Below are 17633 nucleotides of genomic sequence, written 5' to 3' on the forward strand. Positions count from 1 at the left end.
AAATACTCCTTAGTGACCGATAGCGCATAGTACTGTGAAGGAAAGGTGAAAAGGACCCCGGGAGGGGAGTGAAAGAGAACCTGAAACCATATGTTTACAAGCTGTGGAACATCTTTATATGATGAACCGCGTACTTTTTGTAGAACGGTCCGGCGAGTTACGCTGGCTGGCGAGGTTAAGGGCTGAAGGCCTGGAGCCGAAGGGAAACCGAGTCTGAACAGGGCGAAATAGTCAGTCGGAGTAGACCCGAAACCGGGTGATCTATCCATGTCCAGGTTGAAGTTGCCGTAAAAGGCAATGGAGGACCGAACCCACATCCGTTGAAAAGGGTGGGGATGAGGTGTGGATAGGGGAGAAATTCCAATCGAACCCGGAGATAGCTGGTTCTCCTCGAAATAGCTTTAGGGCTAGCCTCATGCAAGTCTTACGGAGGTAGAGCACTGAATTCCTAAGGGGGCGTCAAAGCTTACCAAGGGATATCAAACTCCGAATGCCGTGTAGATGGTGCATGGGAGTCAGACTATCCGAGATAAGTTGGGTAGTCAAAAGGGAAAGAGCCCAGACCTACAGCTAAGGTCCCAAAATGTGTGTTAAGTGGAAAAGGATGTGGGATTTCGAAGACAACTAGGATGTTGGCTTAGAAGCAGCCATCCATTAAAAGAGTGCGTAATAGCTCACTAGTCGAGAGGTCCTGCGCCGAAAATGTCCGGGGCTGAAACACACTACCGAAGCTTAGGAATTGACGAATGTTAATTGGTAGAGGAGCATTCTTAACGGGGCGAAGCTGTACCGGAAGGAGCAGTGGACTGTTAAGAAGAGAGAATGCCGGAATGAGTAGCGAGAGGAAGGTGAGAATCCTTCCGGCCGAATATCTAAGGTTTCCAGAGTAAAGCTGATCTGCTCTGGGTAAGTCGGGGCCTAAGGCGAGGTCGAAAGACGTAGTCGATGGATAACAGGTAAAGATTCCTGTACTATATCATAACAGAACTGTGGGGACGCAGACAGAGAGCATAAGCCGGGAATGGAAAGACCGGTACAAGCGAGGTAGGAGTGCATCAGGCAAATCCGGTGCACAATCTGAAGACGTGATGTGGGGCGTAAAGCCGGAAGTATGTGAGCTGGCTGCCAAGAAAAGCCGCTATTGTTTATGATATACCCGTACCGTAAACCGACACAGGTGGATGAGGAGAGAATCCTAAGGCCGACGGGAGAAGCATTGTTAAGGAACTCGGCAAAATGACTCCGTAACTTCGGGAGAAGGAGTGCCATGTAAAAGTGGCCGCAGAGAATTGGCCCAAGCAACTGTTTAGCAAAAACACAGGTCTATGCAAAACCGAAAGGTGAGGTATATGGGCTGACGCCTGCCCGGTGCTGGAAGGTTAAGGGGAGAGGTTAGTCGTAAGGCGAAGCTTTGAACTTAAGCCCCAGTAAACGGCGGCCGTAACTATAACGGTCCTAAGGTAGCGAAATTCCTTGTCGGGTAAGTTCCGACCCGCACGAAAGGCGTAATGATTTGGGCACTGTCTCAACAATGCACCCGGTGAAATTGAAATACCAGTGAAGATGCTGGTTACCTGCGCCAGGACGGAAAGACCCCATGGAGCTTTACTCCAGCTTGATACTGGGATTCGATATTGCATGTACAGGATAGGTGGGAGACTGAGAACTGATGACGCCAGTTGTCAGGGAGTCACTGTTGGGATACCACCCTTGTAGTATTGGATTTCTAACCAGCAGCCGTGAACCGGCTGGGGGACAATGTCAGGTGGGGAGTTTGACTGGGGCGGTCGCCTCCGAAAGGGTATCGGAGGCGCTCAAAGGTTCCCTCAGAATGGTTGGAAACCATTCGAAGAGTGCAAAGGCAGAAGGGAGCTTGACTGCGACACCGACGGGTGGAGCAGGTACGAAAGTAGGACTTAGTGATCCGGTGGTATAAAGTGGGATTGCCATCGCTCAACGGATAAAAGCTACCCTGGGGATAACAGGCTTATCACTCCCAAGAGTTCACATCGACGGAGTGGTTTGGCACCTCGATGTCGGCTCATCGCATCCTGGGGCTGAAGTAGGTCCCAAGGGTTGGGCTGTTCGCCCATTAAAGCGGTACGCGAGCTGGGTTCAGAACGTCGTGAGACAGTTCGGTCCCTATCCGGCGTGGGCGTAGGATATTTGAGAGGAGCTGCCCTTAGTACGAGAGGACCGGGGTGGACTGGCCGCTGGTGGATCTGTTGTATTACCAAATGCATAGCAGAGTAGCCAAGCCGGGACGGGATAAACGCTGAAGGCATCTAAGCGTGAAGCCCCCCTCAAGATGAGATATCCCATAACGTCAAGTTAGTAAGACCCCTTGAAGACGACGAGGTAGATAGGGCAGAGGTGGAAGTGCGGTAACGCATGGAGCTGACTGTTACTAATAGGTCGAGGGCATAACCAAGCAAGGTGATAGGAAAAGGATGAATTCTTTGTATGCAGTTTTGAAGGTACAGGAAATACAGATGGAATGAGAGGCAGCACCGGTTGGTGTTGTTTTTTTCTATATGTAAATCTACGGAAGCACAAAAGGAGTATTACAGAAGATGAGAGAAAAAGGAAACCGTCTGGTTCAATATGTACCGGATTATACGGTATTTGATCTGGAAACGACAGGTATCAGTGCAAATATGGATGATATTATAGAAATATCGGCAGTAAAGGTGAAAGGTGGAATTGTGCAGGATACATTTTCTACATTGGTGAATCCTGGGAGACACATTCCGGCACAGGCTACGAAAGTAAATGGAATTACAGATCAAATGGTGTCAGAAGCGCCATTGATCCGCGAAGCAATGACGGAGTTTTTGCGTTTTGTAGGAGAGGATATTCTGGTGGGACATAATATCCAGTCATTTGATATGAAATTTATTTATCGGGAAGTGGAAGAATTATTTCAGGAGACAGTCTCGAATGACTTTATTGACACCTTGTATATGGCAAGAAAATGTCTTCCTGAATTGAAACATCATCGATTGACAGATCTCGCTGAGCATTTTGGAATCAGTTCTAAAGGGGCGCACCGGGCTTTGAATGACTGTGTGATGAATCAGAAGTGTTTTGAGGAAATGGCAAAGCTTCAGAAAAAATCAGTAGTGTTTGTTTGCCCGAAATGTGGTGGAGAGATGATTCGAAGAAATGGAAGATATGGGGAATTCTGGGGATGTGGAAATTTTCCGAAGTGCAGATATACACAGAATATATAAGTAAAATCCTGCTGGGAGTCATTATGAAACTCTCAGCAGGATTTTCTTAGATGGAATGTTATTCTTCAAATACAATTTCAACTTGTTTTACAATGCGGTCTTTGATCATATCGTAGGAATAACCACTCTCCCGGAAAGATTGTTGAAATTCTTCATATTCGGGTTGATTGTTAACATCCTGGTCCGGGTTCACAGGAAGTTTAAAATAGCAAATTTGAATTTTAGAAACATCATGATCTTGAATTGCAATAAGTCCGGCTTTATCTGTCATATGATTTCCATTTGCATCGTAAACAGCATAGCCATATTGTTCAAATGGTGATAACAGTGTGTCAGTACTACTTTGTTCCACTTCTTCGTTATCTTTGGATTCTTCATTACCTTTGGATTCCAGAGAAATTGTAGTCAGTGTTTTTGTGGCGGAGATCAAAGTAGTTCCATTTGGCAGTTTTTCGTTCAGTAATTTTTTTACAGTACCGTCTGATTGGACAGGAGTTTCAATCTGAAATTCAAGTGGTTCGGAAAAATAGATATACATATTTCCGTTTTTAGCTTCCTCGGGACTATATTGAATTCCAGAAATTTTCCATTCTGCGTTATACGTATCTTTTGAGGTGTTTTCTCCAAGTATCTGATGAAACGAACCGATAAATGTGTGATCGTCAGAAAATGTTCCAGAGAGGGAAACTCCTTGTGTGTAAGAATTCTCAGGAAAGCTGGAATCGGTCCATTTTCCCATCAGATAAAGGGAAGAAATACCATCTGGATCCACTTGTGCTCGTTGGCTTTCTGGAAAACCTTCTTCAGATGTAATCTGGACACTGACATAAAAGTTCTGTGTATCACAATATGTCTCGGATAATGTGAATGTGTATCCGTCAGATTTCTGTGAGTTATTATTGGTCAGAGGCGTAGCGTGAGTGTGCAGGTCTCCGGAAAAGATTTGTTTGTTTTCTATCTTTTCAAATAGGTGTAAAAGGTCTGCTGCAAGTGATGGATTAGAGTGTAAAAATATAGCGCTCAAGCAGAAGAAAAAAGCAGCAGCACAAAATAATCCTGCGGTATGGCGAATCATTTGTTTACGATGAATACCGTGTACTTTTTTTATGTTGTTTTGAATTGTTCGATTGAGTTTTTCTTCCGGGATTTCAATGGTATCAAAATCAAGATTCATAGAGATAGTCCTCCTTTAATTTTTGTTTTAATTCATTTCTTCCACGACTCAGGTATGCTTTGACAGAACCAGATGGAATACTGAGTGTCCAGGCAATCTCATCGACTGTCATACCACTGAAGTATTTTAGTAAAATAGGAATGCGGTATTTATCAGGAAGTGTTTCGATAGCGGTTTGCAGGTCAAAATGTTCGACAGATGGAATCTGTTGATTTGCTGTGGAAGCATGTGCAGAATCTATAGCGGAATCCTCCTGTGAAAGTGTGCTTAGGGCTTTTCTACGATGATCATGAGCTGTGTTGATCAGCACTCGTGTAATCCATGTCTGAAACAGAGACGCGTTTTTATCTGCAGATACCCTTTGAGTACTGTGTCACCTACAACATCTAAAGCATCCTGTTCATTTTTTGTATATAGAAAAGCCATTTTGTACAGATAGGTACGGTGTTTTTCAATCAAGTATCCATAGGCAGTGGAATTGCCACGGATTGCTTTTTTAATTAGTTTTATATCATCTGTGTCTTTACTCATCATATAAACAGTATCCTTTCTAATACAGAAGCGCCGGCAGCTTTTGTATTTGTTTACATAGGTTAGACAGAAATTGAGAGAAAATGGTTACAAAAAAACAGAAACTGCCGTAAATTGACAACAGTTTCTGCTTTAGAGGATCAACCCTTACAATTCAATAAATCCGCTTTTATCTTCTCCGTATGTAAAATATGCTTTTTTGTCCTCCGGTTTTAAGTAGATCGAGATTGTATTCAGCTCATCAGAAGAAGCACCGTTTAAGAGACAAGACTCTTTGACTCTGGAGATAATTTCTGTTTCCAGATATTCCTGATCCTGATATTGAATAAAAAAGTTTATGGTTTCTTTGGATGCAGATGTCTCAGCAATAGGGGATTCAATTGCTGTGGTCTGCCTTTTCAGTTTTTTCTTATCCAGACGTTTACTCATATGACAAAGCCCTCTTCTCATTTAGTTTCTATATTGAATTATAGTACTTTCGAAGATAGAAGTCAAAAGGGGATTGGGATTTACGGTTACTGTGAACAGCAACGAGTTATGAATTCAGCTGCCGCAACATTTCCAGAAGTTCGATATCATCTGATTTTAACTTCAGGTTGGAAGAATAGTGCTTGCCGTCCGGAGAAGTTACATTGATTTCTATGATCGTATCTTCCTTTAATGCGTCTGCAGAAACTGCATTCAGAAAGAGTGGAAATTTAGGGTGATTGTTTCGAAATGTCTGGACACTGCTGCGAAGCTTCTGAAGCATTGCCAGTTGATTAAAATTTAATGCCATGTTAGTACTCCTTTAGTTTTTCTTATCATAGCCTAGTTTATGCAGAATGGCAAGAGTGATGCTAAAAATGAGAAATATTATATATAATTAAAAAAATTAAAAAAATTTGAAAAAAGGGGTTGCATTTTATGAAGCCGTGTGATATTATAATTCTTGTCTTGAGGGACACAAAAAAACAAAGAAACATGCGGGTGTAGTTCAATGGTAGAACACCAGCCTTCCAAGCTGGATACGTGGGTTCGATTCCCATCACCCGCTTTTTTCATGCAAACAGGACGAAAACAAAAATGGAGTTGTTTTTGTCCTGTTTTTTTGTATAGAAATATATAACAAGGGCAGAGAAGATGGCAGTTACTTTCGCTTCCCGGAGGTTTTTCTACATTTTTCGGAAAGAAGTGTTTCATGCCATAGAATGGCATGTTATAATAGTAGAAAAATAATAGAAAAGAGAGCAGAAAAATGAACTGGATAGACAATGGGGTAACACGTTTTTTAGGGAAAGTAGCAGATTTTATGTTTTTAAATCTTTTGTGGATCGTATGTTCCATTCCCATCATTACGATTGGAGCTTCCACGACAGCAATGTATTCGGTCATGCTGAAGCTGGTAAAGAATGAAGAGGGCTACATAGTAAAAGGGTTCTTAAAAGCATTTAAGGAGAATTTCAGACAAAGCACACTGATGTGGCTTTTGTATCTTGTGTTTGGGATCGTGATTGTAGTCGACTTTATGCTGCTTCGTATGATGAGTCCGTCCATCAGGACTGTGATGCAGGTATTTTTGATCTTCATGACTATCCTGCTGATCAGCATGGGGATCTATGGATTTGCGTTGCAGGCAAGATATGAAAATCGGATCAAGAACACATTGAAAAATGCATTGATCCTTACGGTTGCAAAAATGCCATATACACTTTTGATGCTGGTCATTACAGTAGTACCGGTAGTTGTGACATTTCTGACAGTGCGCACGTTGATGTTAGGTTTTCTGGTCTGGCTGTTACTTGGTGTTTCTTTGATAGTGTGGCTTAATTCGCTGCTTTTAAGAAGGGTATTTCTGGTTTTTGAGGATATCGAGACATCGGAAAAAGCGGAGAAGATATAAGCCATATAAAACTTGTTGTTTTTCAGAGAAAAAACAGGTATAATGGGGAACAAAATCAAAAAGTGATTGGGAGAAGCAGAAGATGAATTTTTTAGAAGAACGAATTTTAAAAGACGGGATTATCAAAGAGGGGAATGTACTGAAGGTGGACAGCTTTTTGAACCATCAGATGGACATTGATCTGTTCAATGAGATCGGACGCGAATTCAAGAAGCGTTTTGAAGGAAAAGAGATTAACAAAATCCTGACAATCGAAGCATCCGGAATCGGGATCGCATGTATTGCGGCGCAGCATTTTCATGTGCCGGTCGTATTTGCAAAAAAATCTCAGAGCATCAATCTGGAAGGGGAGATGCTTGTGGCAGAGGTAGAATCGTTCACACATAAGTGTAAAAACAATGTGATCGTTGCAAAGAAATTCCTTAACCCGGAAGACAAGGTTCTGATCATTGATGATTTCCTTGCCAACGGATGTGCGCTGCAGGGACTGATTCAGATTGTACAGTCAGCCGGAGCTTCTGTAGAAGGAATCGGGATTGTGATTGAGAAGGGATTTCAGTCAGGTGGACGGATCATCCGTAACCTTGGATTCCAGCTGGAGTCTCTGGCAATCATTGAAAAGATGAATGCTGCAGACGGAAGTGTTGTGTTCAGAGAACAGTAGGGAACAGAAAGGACGGCAGGACAGTCAGATGAGTGAGCAGCCGATTAAAGGACTAGTATTTGATATGGACGGGCTTCTCTTTGATTCCGAGAGAGTCGTACAGAAATCGTGGAATGAAGTCGGAAGGCAGATGGGATTCGGAGAACGGTTCGGTGACCATATTTATCATACCATTGGTTTCAATGTAGTGAGAAGAGAGCAGTATTTTAAGGAGCATGTATCGCCGGATTTTCCGATGGAAGAGTTCACGGAGAATACGCGTCGGATCTATCATCGGATCATGGAAGAAGACGGGGTAGACAGAAAGCCCGGGGCAGAGGAGCTTTTAAAGTATGCAAAAGAGCATGGCTATCGGCTGGCACTGGCGACTTCTTCCAGAGAGCTTCATGCACAGCTGCTGTTAAAGAAATATGGACTGTTTGATTATTTCGACGGCGCTGTTTATGGAAATATGGTATCGGCGGGGAAGCCGGATCCCGAGATTTACCTGAAAGCCTGTGCTTCCATTCAGGTTTTGCCCGAGTTTGCAATCGCACTGGAAGATGCACCGTCCGGGATTCGCTCGGCAGCAGCTGCAGGGATGCGTCCGGTGATGATTCCGGATCTGGTAGAGCCGGATGAAGCGGTTTTAGAATTAGTATGGCGCAGGTTTGACACTTTATATGATGTGATAGATCTTCTGGAATCGGATTTCCAAAATTCTTAAACATCCTTAAGAAATTCTTTTGAATCTTATAACGGTCTCCTTTATTTTTGTATTTTAAGATAAATACAAAAGTAAGGGAGGCCGTTTTCTATGAGTATCCAGACATTGACAAATTATTTTCTTGAATATGGAGCATTTTTCATCTTTCTGATCGTGCTTTTGGAATATCTGAATCTTCCGGGATTTCCGGCGGGGGTGATCATGCCGCTTTCCGGGATCTGGGCATCTCAGGGTGAAATCAGTTTTCCGCTGGTTATGGTACTGACGGTGGCGGCCGGACTGACAGGAAGCTGGGCGCTGTATTGGCTGGGAAGAGCAGGCGGAGATAAGGTGCTGGGCTTTTACTTCAGGAAATTTCCGAAACAAAAGGAAGCAGTGGAGAGTAAGATCGACATGCTTCGGGAAAAGGGAAGTGTGGGAGTGTTTGTGAGTAAACTGCTTCCGATGGTGCGTACGATCATTTCGATTCCGGCAGGGATGGTAAAAATGGATTTTGTGAAATATACCATCAGTTCCTGTCTGGGGATTCTGATCTGGAATCTGGTGTTTGTAGGAGCCGGATATTTCTTTGGAGAAGCAGCCATTCGTGTTTTGGCATAGAAGAGGGGGAAACGTCATGAAGATTGCGATGCTTACAAATAACTATAAGCCGTTTGTCGGCGGAGTTCCAATTTCCGTGGAGCGGCTGGCAAAAGAATTGAGAAAACAGGGACACAAGGTGACGGTCTTCGCACCAGATTATGGATTTGATCCACGCTACGGGCAGGTGGAAGAGGACGATGTCATCCGGTTTCAGGTGACGCGTCAGAAGATGGAAAACGGCATGGTATATCCGAAGCTGGTCAGCAGAGAAATCTGGAAAGGATTTAAGGAACACGAGTTTGACTGCATTCATGTGCATCAGCCGATGTTTGTGGGAACGCAGGCATTGTATCTTGGACGGAAGTATCAGATCCCGGTTATTTATACGTATCACACACGGTATGAAGACTACCTGCATTATATTCCGTTTTTCAGAGAAGAGCAGGCAGGGATGTGGAGAAAAAAGCTGATCTGGTTTGCCAAAGAGACTGTGATCCCGGGATATATGAAATGGTTTACGAATAAATGTGATCTGATCTTTGCGCCGACACCTGGAATGCAGAACCGGATCCGGGAAAACGGTACGGAGGTTTCCATGGCAGTGCTGCCGACCGGGTTGGATGACAGTTTTTATATTGAGGATGAAGAGAAGACAAAAACGATCCGCAGACAATATCTTGGGGAAGAGAAAAACGGACATTTATTCTGTTCCGTCTCAAGGCTGGAGGAAGAAAAAAATCCGATATTTCTCCTGAATGGAATCCGGTGTTTGAAAGAGAAGCTGCCATTTTCGTTTCGTGTGCTGCTTCTGGGTGAGGGAAGTATGAGGAAGGAACTGGAAGTACTGGCAGAACAGATGGGATTGTCCGATACCGTGGTCTTTCTGGGAAATATATCGAATGAGGATGTAAAGCAGTATCTGTATGCAAGTGAGCTGTTTTTGTTCGCATCGAAATCAGAGACACAGGGGATTGTTCTGGAGGAAGCAATGGCAGCAGGCAATCCGATTGTGGCAGTTCGGGCGAGTGGCGTGGAAGATGTTGTAAAAAATGGAATCAACGGGTATATGACAGAAGAGGATGTAGAAATCTGGAGTGATAAGGCGGCAGAGTTGATTCAGAGTCCAGATTACAGACAAGTTTGCATGGAGGCACTAAAGACCGCAGAAAGCTATCGGGCGTCACGTCTGGCTGCACATGCAGAAACATTATATCGTCAGTGTATGGAAAGAAAAGAGGAAATGAGATATGAGGAGCATACAAAAAGTGGGAAAGAACATTCTGCAGCATCTGTTTTCCGGTTATTTAAAACTTCTTAAAAAGACGGTTGCGATCGAATGGCAGGAAATCCAATTTGTGACAGGAAATCAGGTGTTTGGATTCTGGCATGAGGACAGTTTTTTGATGAATCTGGTGCTGGAGGAGTTATCCGGGAAAACCAGTCCGGTAGATGTCATTGTGACAGCAGACACAAGAGGGGATTATATTGAACATATGCTGCAGGCATGCGGCGGTCATGCCCTGCGTGTTCCCGACGGATTTGCGGCGTTTGGAGCACTGAAAAAAATTCTACAGGATTCTTATGAGCAGACGCGTTCCATTGCGGTGGCGCTGGACGGACCGCTGGGACCAAGGCATGAGCCGAAAAAACTGGCATTTTATCTGGCAGAGCAGGCGCAGGAATCCTTTGTGGGAATTTCAGTTTCTTATCATGGATGTCTTCGGCTGTTCTGGAGATGGGACCACTATGCGATTCCACTTCCGTTTTCGAAAGTCATCGTCGCAGTTCACGATTATGGAGAAGTCAATAAAAAACAAATTCCTGACCTTCCGACAAGAGCAGAAGTCTCAGAATGTGGTATACTGTTAAAAGGTGCGTGACCGCATAAAATGACGAGAAAAGGAGAAGGATGAGAGATGGAAATGAATCACATTTTGGTTGTGGAAGATGATAAAGAAATCAGAGAAGGTGTTAAGATCTATTTGCAGAGTCAGGGCTACGAAGTATTTTTGGCTGCAGATGGGATTGAAGGACTGGAAGTCATGGAAAAAGAGGATATCCATCTGGCGATCGTGGATATTATGATGCCGAGAATGGATGGAATCCGGATGACTATGAAGCTGAGAGAAAAATATGATTTTCCGGTGATTATGTTATCGGCAAAATCCGAGGAAGTAGATAAGATCATGGGATTGAACATCGGTGCAGATGATTATGTCACAAAACCGTTTACGCCGATGGAACTGATGGCGAGAGTCAATTCCCAGCTTCGCAGATACAGAAGATTTATGGAAAAGCTGGAAGTTCGTGAAAATGTGCATGTGATCGGCGGTCTGGAGATCAATGAGGACACTGTGGAAGTGTCAATTGACGGAAAACCGGTGAAGCTGACACCGATTGAATATAAAATTCTGCTTCTTCTTGCCAAGAATCCGGGGAGAGTATTTTCTGCCGAGGAAATTTATGAGCGGGTATGGCAGGAAAAGGCGATCAATACGGATACGATCATGGTGCATGTGCGGAATATCCGGGAAAAAATTGAACTGGATCCGAAAAATCCAAAATACTTAAAGGTGGTGTGGGGAGTTGGATACAAAATTGAAAAACAACAATAAAAGAGGAAATCTTCTGACGGTCATTGTACTGTTGATCTCATCTGTCGGAATGCTGCTTTTTTATCCGGCGTTTTCTTCCTATATAACGGATCAGGATCAAAAAGAGATGCGAAAAGAAGAGCAGATGCTGGATATGCTGGATCCGATTCTGGACGGAAATTATCTGTTATATAATGAAATCTCGAATGAGACGGAGTCTTCCGAGGTGATAGAAGAGTATGGAAACAGTCGTTTCGGATTGATGAAAAAGTACATGAAATATGGAATTTTTGATGAATCCGGAACGGCAATGCTGACCTCGGATGAATCTGCCAAGAAATTGCCGGAAGAGTTCGACGGTGATACGTATGCACTGTGTGTTCGCTTTTCGTTTGATGTTGACGGAGATATTTCCGATATCCAGATGGGCGGAACAGCATATGATAAAAACCTTCAGTTTACGGCAGAGCAATGGCTGTATGACAACAGCGTTTATTCAGCGGCGTCTTATATTTCGACTCCATCGGAGGTGCAGATCATGTATGCGATGACAGAACAGAATCTGGAGGCTTATCTGGAGCAGTATGAGACATCGAATGATATGTATGCATATATGTATGTAGATGAACTGATGCAGCAGCCGTCCTTTAACTGGTCTGTTCTGATTTTTACAGTATTCAGTGCAGCAGCAGCGTTTTTGATTCCTCAGTATAAGAAACGGGCGTTGGAAAAGGACGCTATAGTGGATCCCAGAAGATGTCCGCTGGAAATTGCATTTATTATTGGACTTTGTCTGATGGCGTGTGTCCGTGCACTGGCGATCATGATATGGAATACATGCAGTCACAAGTTTATTCAGATCTTTTCTGCAAGCTATGGAGAAAATCTGAATGATGCCATTTCTCTGGCATCGAATGCAGTGATCTGGTTTGTGTATTTTACAGTGGTGTACTGGCTGGCAGGATGTGTCAGAGAGATTTTTGTACTGAAGAAATCGTACTTAAGAGAAAGGTCCTTGTGTGTGAAGTTTTTATTGTGGTTGAAGAATGGAGGGAACAGCATGACAGAGAAGATCAAAAAACTTGTTCTTGGATGCTGGAGAACATTCAAAGCATTCTGTCGCCATCAATATGAAGCGTTGCTGCATATCGACTTCCGGGATAATACCAACAAAACTATTTTACGGATCGTCTTGCTTAACTTTGCGGTGATCTTTGTGATCAGTATGTTCTGGATGTATGGAATCTGGGTGTTGATTATTTATTCCGTCGGATTGTTTATTTTCCTGAGAAAGTACCTCAACAAGGTGCAGGAACAGTACCAGGGTATTTTAAAATCGACCAATCAGCTGGCGGAAGGGAATCTGGATTTCCCGATTACAGGAGACGTGGGAATTTTCGCACCGGTTCAGAATGAATTGAAACGCATTCAGACGGGATTTAAAAAAGCAGTCAGTGAGGAAGTCAAGAGTGAACGGATGAAGACAGATCTGATCACTAATGTTTCCCATGATTTAAAGACACCACTGACAGCGATCATCACGTATGTGGATTTGGTAAAAAATGAGACAGATGAGGAAAAGAGAAAAGAATACATCGGAGTTCTGGAGAGAAAGTCTTTGCGCCTGAAAGTGCTGATTGAGGATCTGTTTGAGATCAGTAAGGCAACCAGCAGAACGGTAACACTTCATTATATGAAAATTGACATTGTAGATTTGCTAAAACAGGTAGGTTTGGAGTATGATAGTAATATCAGAAAAGCAAATCTGGAAATGAAGTGGAATCTGCCGGAACATAAGATCGTATTATGGCTGGACAGCCAGAAAACATATCGTATTTTCGAGAATATGATCGTAAATATCACGAAGTATGCAATGCCGCATACGCGTGTGTATATTGATATGAAAGAGACAGAACAGGATGTGCGGATCTCAATGAAGAATGTGTCTTCTGCGGAATTGAATTTCAATACAGATGAAATTACAGACCGTTTTGTAAGAGGGGATGTTTCGAGAAATACCGAGGGAAGCGGACTTGGTCTGGCGATTGTAAAGAGCTTTGTAGAATTACAGCACGGCACTCTGCAGATCTCCACGGAAGCAGATTTGTTTAAAGCAGAAATTGTGTTTCCAAAGAGACAGGAGGTACCGGATGGAGAAAATGAAACAGGAATGTAAAGTGAAAAAACCGCTGAAGATCTGGCAGGGTGTACTCACCCTGCTGGTCTCTGCGGTTATTTTGTTTGTGGCAGCGCCGATATTGCTGTCCCCGTTTGGCATGTATGGAAGTTTGCTCGGAGAGCTTCTTCTGTTTGGGGTGGCAGTGGGGGCTGTCCTTTTGTTCCAGGGGGATCTGCGGGAGGTGTTTCCGCTTAAGAAACCTCATTTTTCAGGGATTGCAGGCACAATTCTGATCTGGGTAGGGACGTTTTTGTGTGAAATGGTACTGCTTTTGATCTTGAGTCTGTTTTTCCCCGAGCAGATTCTGGAGGTCAATGACGGGCTGTCATCGTCCATTGCCGCAGGTCCGTTTCTGCTGTCCTTTGTTACAGTAGCAATTTCACCGGCAATCTGTGAAGAGGTTCTGTTTCGGGGAACAGTTGTCAGCAGTCTGAGAGGAAGGCTTGGAAAATGGGCAGTACTGTTGATCAGTGGCTGCATTTTTGGGATGTTCCACGGAGATGTTTTTCGATTTTTTCCGACAGCGATCGGTGGGGTGATGATGGGATATCTGTTGTGGGAAACCGGAAATATGTGTTATAACATGCTGTTTCATTTTATTAACAATGCACTTCCTGTCATTTTACTTTATGCCATGCAGGGAGTGTATTCCAGGATGGAGCTGTATATGGAGGCACAGACACTTGCGCAGGGGACTCAGGATATGCTTCCGGCAGTGGGGATGTACCTGATGATGGCTTCTGCGGCTCCCGGGGCAATCTATATCGGAAATTATCTTCTTCATGCAAAAACGCCGGGGTATCGCACGAAATTATTCCCGTCAGGAAAACCGGGGCTGGTGATCGGTCTGATTCTTGGATCTTTGTTTTTATTTGCAGCGGGATTGCTTGTTTTTTTCATTTCAGTCGCGAGAATGTTATAAATCACAGATTGACAGGGCAAAGAAAAATGTTTATAATTGTACCAACAAGATAATACAATTCTACAAGGAGAATGCGTATGAGATATGAAATAGTAGGAGAAACATTACCGGCAGTGATCTGTACGTTAGAAGAAGGAGAAACGATGATCACAGAGAAGGGAGCCATGAGCTGGATGTCCCCGAATATGAAGATGGAGACGAGTACCAACGGCGGGATTGGCAAAGCATTCGGAAGGATGTTTTCCGGAGAGTCGATTTTCCAGAACACGTATACTGCAAAGGGCGGTCACGGAATGATTGCATTTGCATCCAGCTTTCCGGGAAAGATCGTTGCACATGAGGTTGCGCCTGGACGGGAAATTGTAGTACAGAAGTCTGGTTTTCTGGCAGCAGAAGCTGGCGTGGATCTGTCGATCTTCTTCCAGAAGCGGATCGGTTCCGGAATTTTCGGCGGAGAGGGATTTATCATGCAGAAGCTTTCCGGACGCGGTATGGCATTTCTGGAATTTGACGGTCATGTGGTAGAGTATGAGCTGCAGCCGGGGCAGCAGATCGTGGTGGATACCGGATATCTGGCTGCAATGGATGCGACCTGCAGCATGGAGATTCAGAGCGTGCCGGGTGTGAAGAATATGCTGTTCGGCGGAGAAGGCGTGTTCAATACGGTCATCAGTGGACCGGGACATATCTGGCTGCAGACGATGCCGATTTCGAATGTGGCAGGAGTGCTGGCACCATTTTTGCCGGTGGCGAAGTAAGGTGGCAATATGGAATATTTGGGTGTGTTGGCATTTGTTATAGTGCTGTGTTATATGTCATATCCTGATAAAGTGAAAAAGCTTGAAAGGAAAGTAAAAAAGTTAGAAAAAGAAAGGTGCAGAGAAAGTATCATGTCAAAACTGATTGAAGAATTAGTGGGAAGAGATTGTAAAATTTCAAGCGAAAAAGGAATCAATTTTGTTGGAAAAACAGAGTTTGAATGTCATGTGATGGACTGTGATGAAGAGTGGTTGAAAATTTCTCTGAAAGATAAAAAGAATCAGGAAATTGTAAAAATGATACGAGTGGAAGATGTGGATGAAATCGAAGTCAAAGTAGATCAAAGCTTATGAGTTAAATAAGAAAATAAATGAACTTTTCATAACGGAGAACAAAGAACAATATAAAAACTGCCGGCAGCTGTGGTGCCGGCAGTTTTTATATTGTATGGAAATGTCAGGTGGTATGTAGATTTTTACGAAATTTTTTGGGTGTAATTCCATGAAATTCCTGAAATACCCGTATGAAATGACTGCAGTCGCAAAAGCCGGTTTCCTGGCTGATGTAGGAAAGGTCAAAATCAGTGAAACGAAGAAGATCTTCTGCTTTTTGGATTCGTACCATTTTGATAAAATGCCCGCAGGTCTGTCCGTAGTATTCTTTAAATTTTGCGGAAAAGTGAGAATAACTCATGTGAAAATTCCGTGCTAGAGTTTCGATACAAATGGGTTCTTGATAGTGTTGAAAAATATATTCTGCCACTGCGGAAAATGTTTCGTTCTGAGAGTGCTGCAATGCATTACTTGTAATTGAAAATCCCTGTTTTTCCCAAAGTTTGAGCAACTCTGTGATAAGGATACAATAATATGAGTGTGCGAGAATGTCGTAACTAAAGTTTTTTTCTGTAACGATTTGGATCATTGTATCAAACAGGGAATGTAAGGGAATATGCTCCAGCTCGGATTTTTGAAAAAAACAGGAAAAGCGCTTGTCAGTATCGATCATATGAAGCAGCGTGGAAATGGAAGGGAGACTGCTTCCCGGAATATTTAGATGTACGGGATCAAATTTCAGCACCTGATATTGGAGGGGAAAAGGACCTGCAGCATAAATGGCATGAGGTGTCTGCGGGTGGAAAACAATCAAATCTCCGGGTTCCAGAACATAATTGTCTGTATCGGTTTCGATATAGGCAGTTCCTTTCAAAATATACAGAATTTCCATAAAATAATGCCAGTGCGGAGAAACCGGGAAGTTGTTTTTTTGAGCGTCAAAAAAGAAAGCTTCATAAGGATTGTTTAACGTATCAGAGTATTCGAAAATGGGGTTCATGTCCTCCTCCTTTGTGAAAAAACAGTAAGATGCAAATGTTGGGTAATCATAGATTTATACAATTTTTTGCGAGAATCATTATATCATGCATAAAGGGAATATGCTATACTTTCGGGGAATTTAAAGGAAGGGGATTGCGCATATGAAGTTTATAAAAGGAATTACATTTGCTCCGTTTTACAGGAAAAATACATTGAATACAGAGCAGGCAAGAGAAAGCTTTGATTATATGATAGAGAATACGGGAGCAGATTTTGTGATACTGGCACCGGGAGGGCTGCAGGATACAGCACATTCAGAAGAGATTTGTTATAGTTCCAATGCTACTTTTTCGGATGAGGAACTGGCAGATATGATCTGTTATGCAAAGAAAAAAGGAGTCAGAGTCGGATTAAAGCCTACCGTGAATTGTAAAAACGGAGAATGGAGAGCATATATCAGCTTTTTTGAACATGATGTACCGTGTGAGCAAAAATGGGGAAACTGGTTTTCGTCCTACACGAAATTTCAGACGCATTATGCGGAGATTGCACAAAAAGAAGAATGCGATATGTTAATCGCAGGGTGTGAAATGGTGATGTCAGAACATCGAGAGAAGGAGTGGCGGGAAGTGATTGCTGCAATCAGAGAGTGTTACGATGGGACAGTATCATACAATACGGATAAGTATCAGGAAGACCGGGTTAAATGGTGGGATTGTGTAGATGTGATTTCATCCAGCGGCTATTATCCGATTCAGGACTGGGAGCAGGAACTGGATCGGATCGAGGCTGTAGTAAAAGCTTATCATAAACCGTTTTTCTTTGCAGAAGCAGGATGTATGTCCAGAACAGGATCAAAACACGTTCCGAATAACTGGGGGATTGAAGGAAAGTTACGGTTAGAGGAACAGGTGGAGTGGTATACAACTATGTTTGAGTCATGCAGAAAAAGAGAGTGGATGCAAGGGTATGGGTTGTGGGAATGGGCGCCTGCAGTACCATCAGCAAAACAGGCATATAAGGATGACAGTTATCAAATCTGCCAGAAGCCGGTACAGGAGATTATAAAGAAGTATTATAAGGAATAGACGGGG

Annotated in this window: 19 protein-coding genes, 1 tRNA gene and 1 rRNA gene (1 of these 21 only partly in view); 15 read left to right on the top strand and 6 right to left on the bottom strand. The window is 43.2% G+C overall.

Translation table 11 applies throughout. From position 1 onward, the window contains the following. Both FXV78_RS07075 and FXV78_RS07080 read left to right on the top strand, forming a co-directional pair. Positions 1 to 2431 (top strand): 23S ribosomal RNA (locus FXV78_RS07075); it begins 461 nt to the left of the window's first position. Between the two features lie 142 nt (positions 2432 to 2573). Beyond that, positions 2574 to 3233: a 3'-5' exonuclease gene (locus FXV78_RS07080; protein ID WP_004843954.1), complete on the top strand. Its 660-nt coding sequence runs from the start codon at positions 2574 to 2576 to the stop codon at positions 3231 to 3233. 58 nt (positions 3234 to 3291) lie between these two features. Here FXV78_RS07080 and FXV78_RS07085 read toward each other — a convergent pair whose 3' ends face one another. From FXV78_RS07085 to FXV78_RS07100, 5 genes are all read right to left on the bottom strand, one after another. Beyond that, positions 3292 to 4407 (bottom strand): DUF4179 domain-containing protein, encoded by a 1116-nt coding sequence (locus tag FXV78_RS07085; protein WP_004843953.1) that lies wholly within the window; start codon positions 4405 to 4407, stop codon positions 3292 to 3294. Further along, positions 4397 to 4717 carry an RNA polymerase sigma factor gene (locus FXV78_RS18195; protein ID WP_004843952.1) on the bottom strand — a complete coding sequence of 107 codons (321 nt, stop codon included), beginning with the start codon at positions 4715 to 4717 and terminating at the stop codon, positions 4397 to 4399. Before FXV78_RS18195 ends, FXV78_RS07085 begins: the two co-directional genes overlap by 11 nt. Beyond that, positions 4711 to 4941, bottom strand: coding sequence for a hypothetical protein (locus tag FXV78_RS18200; protein ID WP_004843951.1), 231 nt, complete (start codon positions 4939 to 4941; stop codon positions 4711 to 4713). The genes FXV78_RS18195 and FXV78_RS18200 overlap by 7 nt, the downstream gene beginning before the upstream one ends. Before the next feature lie 144 nt (positions 4942 to 5085). Next, entirely contained in the window at positions 5086 to 5367 is a 282-nt protein-coding gene (locus FXV78_RS07095; protein ID WP_004843950.1) for a DUF6465 family protein, read from the bottom strand. 106 nt (positions 5368 to 5473) lie between these two features. Then, positions 5474 to 5716 (bottom strand): hypothetical protein, encoded by a 243-nt coding sequence (locus tag FXV78_RS07100; protein WP_004843949.1) that lies wholly within the window; start codon positions 5714 to 5716, stop codon positions 5474 to 5476. 187 nt (positions 5717 to 5903) lie between these two features. Between FXV78_RS07100 and FXV78_RS07105 the strand changes: the two genes are divergently transcribed. The 12 genes from FXV78_RS07105 (at position 5904) to FXV78_RS18205 (ending at position 15579) form a co-directional block, all read left to right on the top strand. Beyond that, positions 5904 to 5974, top strand: a tRNA-Gly gene (locus FXV78_RS07105). A 201-nt stretch (positions 5975 to 6175) separates the two neighbouring features. Beyond that, positions 6176 to 6820 carry a YesL family protein gene (locus tag FXV78_RS07110; protein ID WP_009245665.1) on the top strand — a complete coding sequence of 215 codons (645 nt, stop codon included), beginning with the start codon at positions 6176 to 6178 and terminating at the stop codon, positions 6818 to 6820. Between the two features lie 82 nt (positions 6821 to 6902). Further along, positions 6903 to 7484, top strand: coding sequence for a xanthine phosphoribosyltransferase (locus FXV78_RS07115; protein ID WP_004843946.1), 582 nt, complete (start codon positions 6903 to 6905; stop codon positions 7482 to 7484). A 28-nt stretch (positions 7485 to 7512) separates the two neighbouring features. Beyond that, positions 7513 to 8190: an HAD family hydrolase gene (locus FXV78_RS07120; RefSeq protein WP_004843945.1), complete on the top strand. Its 678-nt coding sequence runs from the start codon at positions 7513 to 7515 to the stop codon at positions 8188 to 8190. A gap of 90 nt (positions 8191 to 8280) precedes the next feature. After that, positions 8281 to 8790, top strand: coding sequence for a DedA family protein (locus FXV78_RS07125; protein WP_004843944.1), 510 nt, complete (start codon positions 8281 to 8283; stop codon positions 8788 to 8790). 16 nt (positions 8791 to 8806) lie between these two features. After that, positions 8807 to 10090: a glycosyltransferase gene (locus FXV78_RS07130; protein WP_004843943.1), complete on the top strand. Its 1284-nt coding sequence runs from the start codon at positions 8807 to 8809 to the stop codon at positions 10088 to 10090. After that, positions 10038 to 10652 (top strand): lysophospholipid acyltransferase family protein, encoded by a 615-nt coding sequence (locus FXV78_RS07135; protein ID WP_004843942.1) that lies wholly within the window; start codon positions 10038 to 10040, stop codon positions 10650 to 10652. The genes FXV78_RS07130 and FXV78_RS07135 overlap by 53 nt, the downstream gene beginning before the upstream one ends. Positions 10653 to 10688: 36 nt before the next feature. Then, the gene (locus FXV78_RS07140) at positions 10689 to 11387 is read left to right on the top strand and encodes a response regulator transcription factor (RefSeq protein ID WP_004843941.1); all 699 of its coding nucleotides are present in this window, start codon (positions 10689 to 10691) and stop codon (positions 11385 to 11387) included. Then, complete coding sequence (locus FXV78_RS07145; RefSeq protein WP_004843940.1) at positions 11359 to 13542, top strand: sensor histidine kinase; 2184 nt, start codon at positions 11359 to 11361, stop codon at positions 13540 to 13542. The genes FXV78_RS07140 and FXV78_RS07145 overlap by 29 nt, the downstream gene beginning before the upstream one ends. Continuing rightward, positions 13517 to 14467 (top strand): type II CAAX endopeptidase family protein, encoded by a 951-nt coding sequence (locus tag FXV78_RS07150; protein ID WP_004843939.1) that lies wholly within the window; start codon positions 13517 to 13519, stop codon positions 14465 to 14467. Before FXV78_RS07145 ends, FXV78_RS07150 begins: the two co-directional genes overlap by 26 nt. Before the next feature lie 77 nt (positions 14468 to 14544). Then, a complete protein-coding gene (locus FXV78_RS07155) occupies positions 14545 to 15225 on the top strand; it encodes a TIGR00266 family protein (protein ID WP_009245659.1) in 681 nt (226 codons plus the stop codon). 132 nt (positions 15226 to 15357) lie between these two features. Beyond that, positions 15358 to 15579: a hypothetical protein gene (locus FXV78_RS18205; RefSeq protein ID WP_225084461.1), complete on the top strand. Its 222-nt coding sequence runs from the start codon at positions 15358 to 15360 to the stop codon at positions 15577 to 15579. Positions 15580 to 15682: 103 nt separating this feature from the next. On the opposite strand, the gene FXV78_RS07165 is transcribed toward FXV78_RS18205, so the two are convergent. Then, complete coding sequence (locus FXV78_RS07165) at positions 15683 to 16558, bottom strand: helix-turn-helix transcriptional regulator (protein WP_004843936.1); 876 nt, start codon at positions 16556 to 16558, stop codon at positions 15683 to 15685. A 142-nt stretch (positions 16559 to 16700) separates the two neighbouring features. Here FXV78_RS07165 and FXV78_RS07170 point away from each other — a divergent pair, with 142 nt between their 5' ends. Then, a complete protein-coding gene (locus FXV78_RS07170) occupies positions 16701 to 17627 on the top strand; it encodes a glycoside hydrolase family 113 (RefSeq protein WP_004843935.1) in 927 nt (308 codons plus the stop codon). Positions 17628 to 17633: the final 6 nt, after the last annotated feature.

Source organism: Mediterraneibacter gnavus ATCC 29149, assembly GCF_008121495.1.
In the GTDB taxonomy this organism is placed as follows: Bacteria; Bacillota; Clostridia; order Lachnospirales; family Lachnospiraceae; genus Mediterraneibacter; species Mediterraneibacter gnavus.

Excerpts from the sequence above, each read along its gene's own strand:
- FXV78_RS07080 (WP_004843954.1), top strand. The coding sequence starts at position 2,574 with ATGAGAGAAAAAGGAAACCGTCTGGTTCAATATGTACCGGATTATACG.
- FXV78_RS07085 (WP_004843953.1), bottom strand. The coding sequence starts at position 4,407 with ATGAATCTTGATTTTGATACCATTGAAATCCCGGAAGAAAAACTCAAT.
- FXV78_RS18200 (WP_004843951.1), bottom strand. The coding sequence starts at position 4,941 with ATGATGAGTAAAGACACAGATGATATAAAACTAATTAAAAAAGCAATC.
- FXV78_RS07095 (WP_004843950.1), bottom strand. The coding sequence starts at position 5,367 with ATGAGTAAACGTCTGGATAAGAAAAAACTGAAAAGGCAGACCACAGCA.
- FXV78_RS07100 (WP_004843949.1), bottom strand. The coding sequence starts at position 5,716 with ATGGCATTAAATTTTAATCAACTGGCAATGCTTCAGAAGCTTCGCAGC.
- FXV78_RS07110 (WP_009245665.1), top strand. The coding sequence starts at position 6,176 with ATGAACTGGATAGACAATGGGGTAACACGTTTTTTAGGGAAAGTAGCA.
- FXV78_RS07115 (WP_004843946.1), top strand. The coding sequence starts at position 6,903 with ATGAATTTTTTAGAAGAACGAATTTTAAAAGACGGGATTATCAAAGAG.
- FXV78_RS07120 (WP_004843945.1), top strand. The coding sequence starts at position 7,513 with ATGAGTGAGCAGCCGATTAAAGGACTAGTATTTGATATGGACGGGCTT.
- FXV78_RS07125 (WP_004843944.1), top strand. The coding sequence starts at position 8,281 with ATGAGTATCCAGACATTGACAAATTATTTTCTTGAATATGGAGCATTT.
- FXV78_RS07130 (WP_004843943.1), top strand. The coding sequence starts at position 8,807 with ATGAAGATTGCGATGCTTACAAATAACTATAAGCCGTTTGTCGGCGGA.
- FXV78_RS07140 (WP_004843941.1), top strand. The coding sequence starts at position 10,689 with ATGGAAATGAATCACATTTTGGTTGTGGAAGATGATAAAGAAATCAGA.
- FXV78_RS07150 (WP_004843939.1), top strand. The coding sequence starts at position 13,517 with ATGGAGAAAATGAAACAGGAATGTAAAGTGAAAAAACCGCTGAAGATC.
- FXV78_RS07155 (WP_009245659.1), top strand. The coding sequence starts at position 14,545 with ATGAGATATGAAATAGTAGGAGAAACATTACCGGCAGTGATCTGTACG.
- FXV78_RS18205 (WP_225084461.1), top strand. The coding sequence starts at position 15,358 with ATGTCAAAACTGATTGAAGAATTAGTGGGAAGAGATTGTAAAATTTCA.
- FXV78_RS07165 (WP_004843936.1), bottom strand. The coding sequence starts at position 16,558 with ATGAACCCCATTTTCGAATACTCTGATACGTTAAACAATCCTTATGAA.
- FXV78_RS07170 (WP_004843935.1), top strand. The coding sequence starts at position 16,701 with ATGAAGTTTATAAAAGGAATTACATTTGCTCCGTTTTACAGGAAAAAT.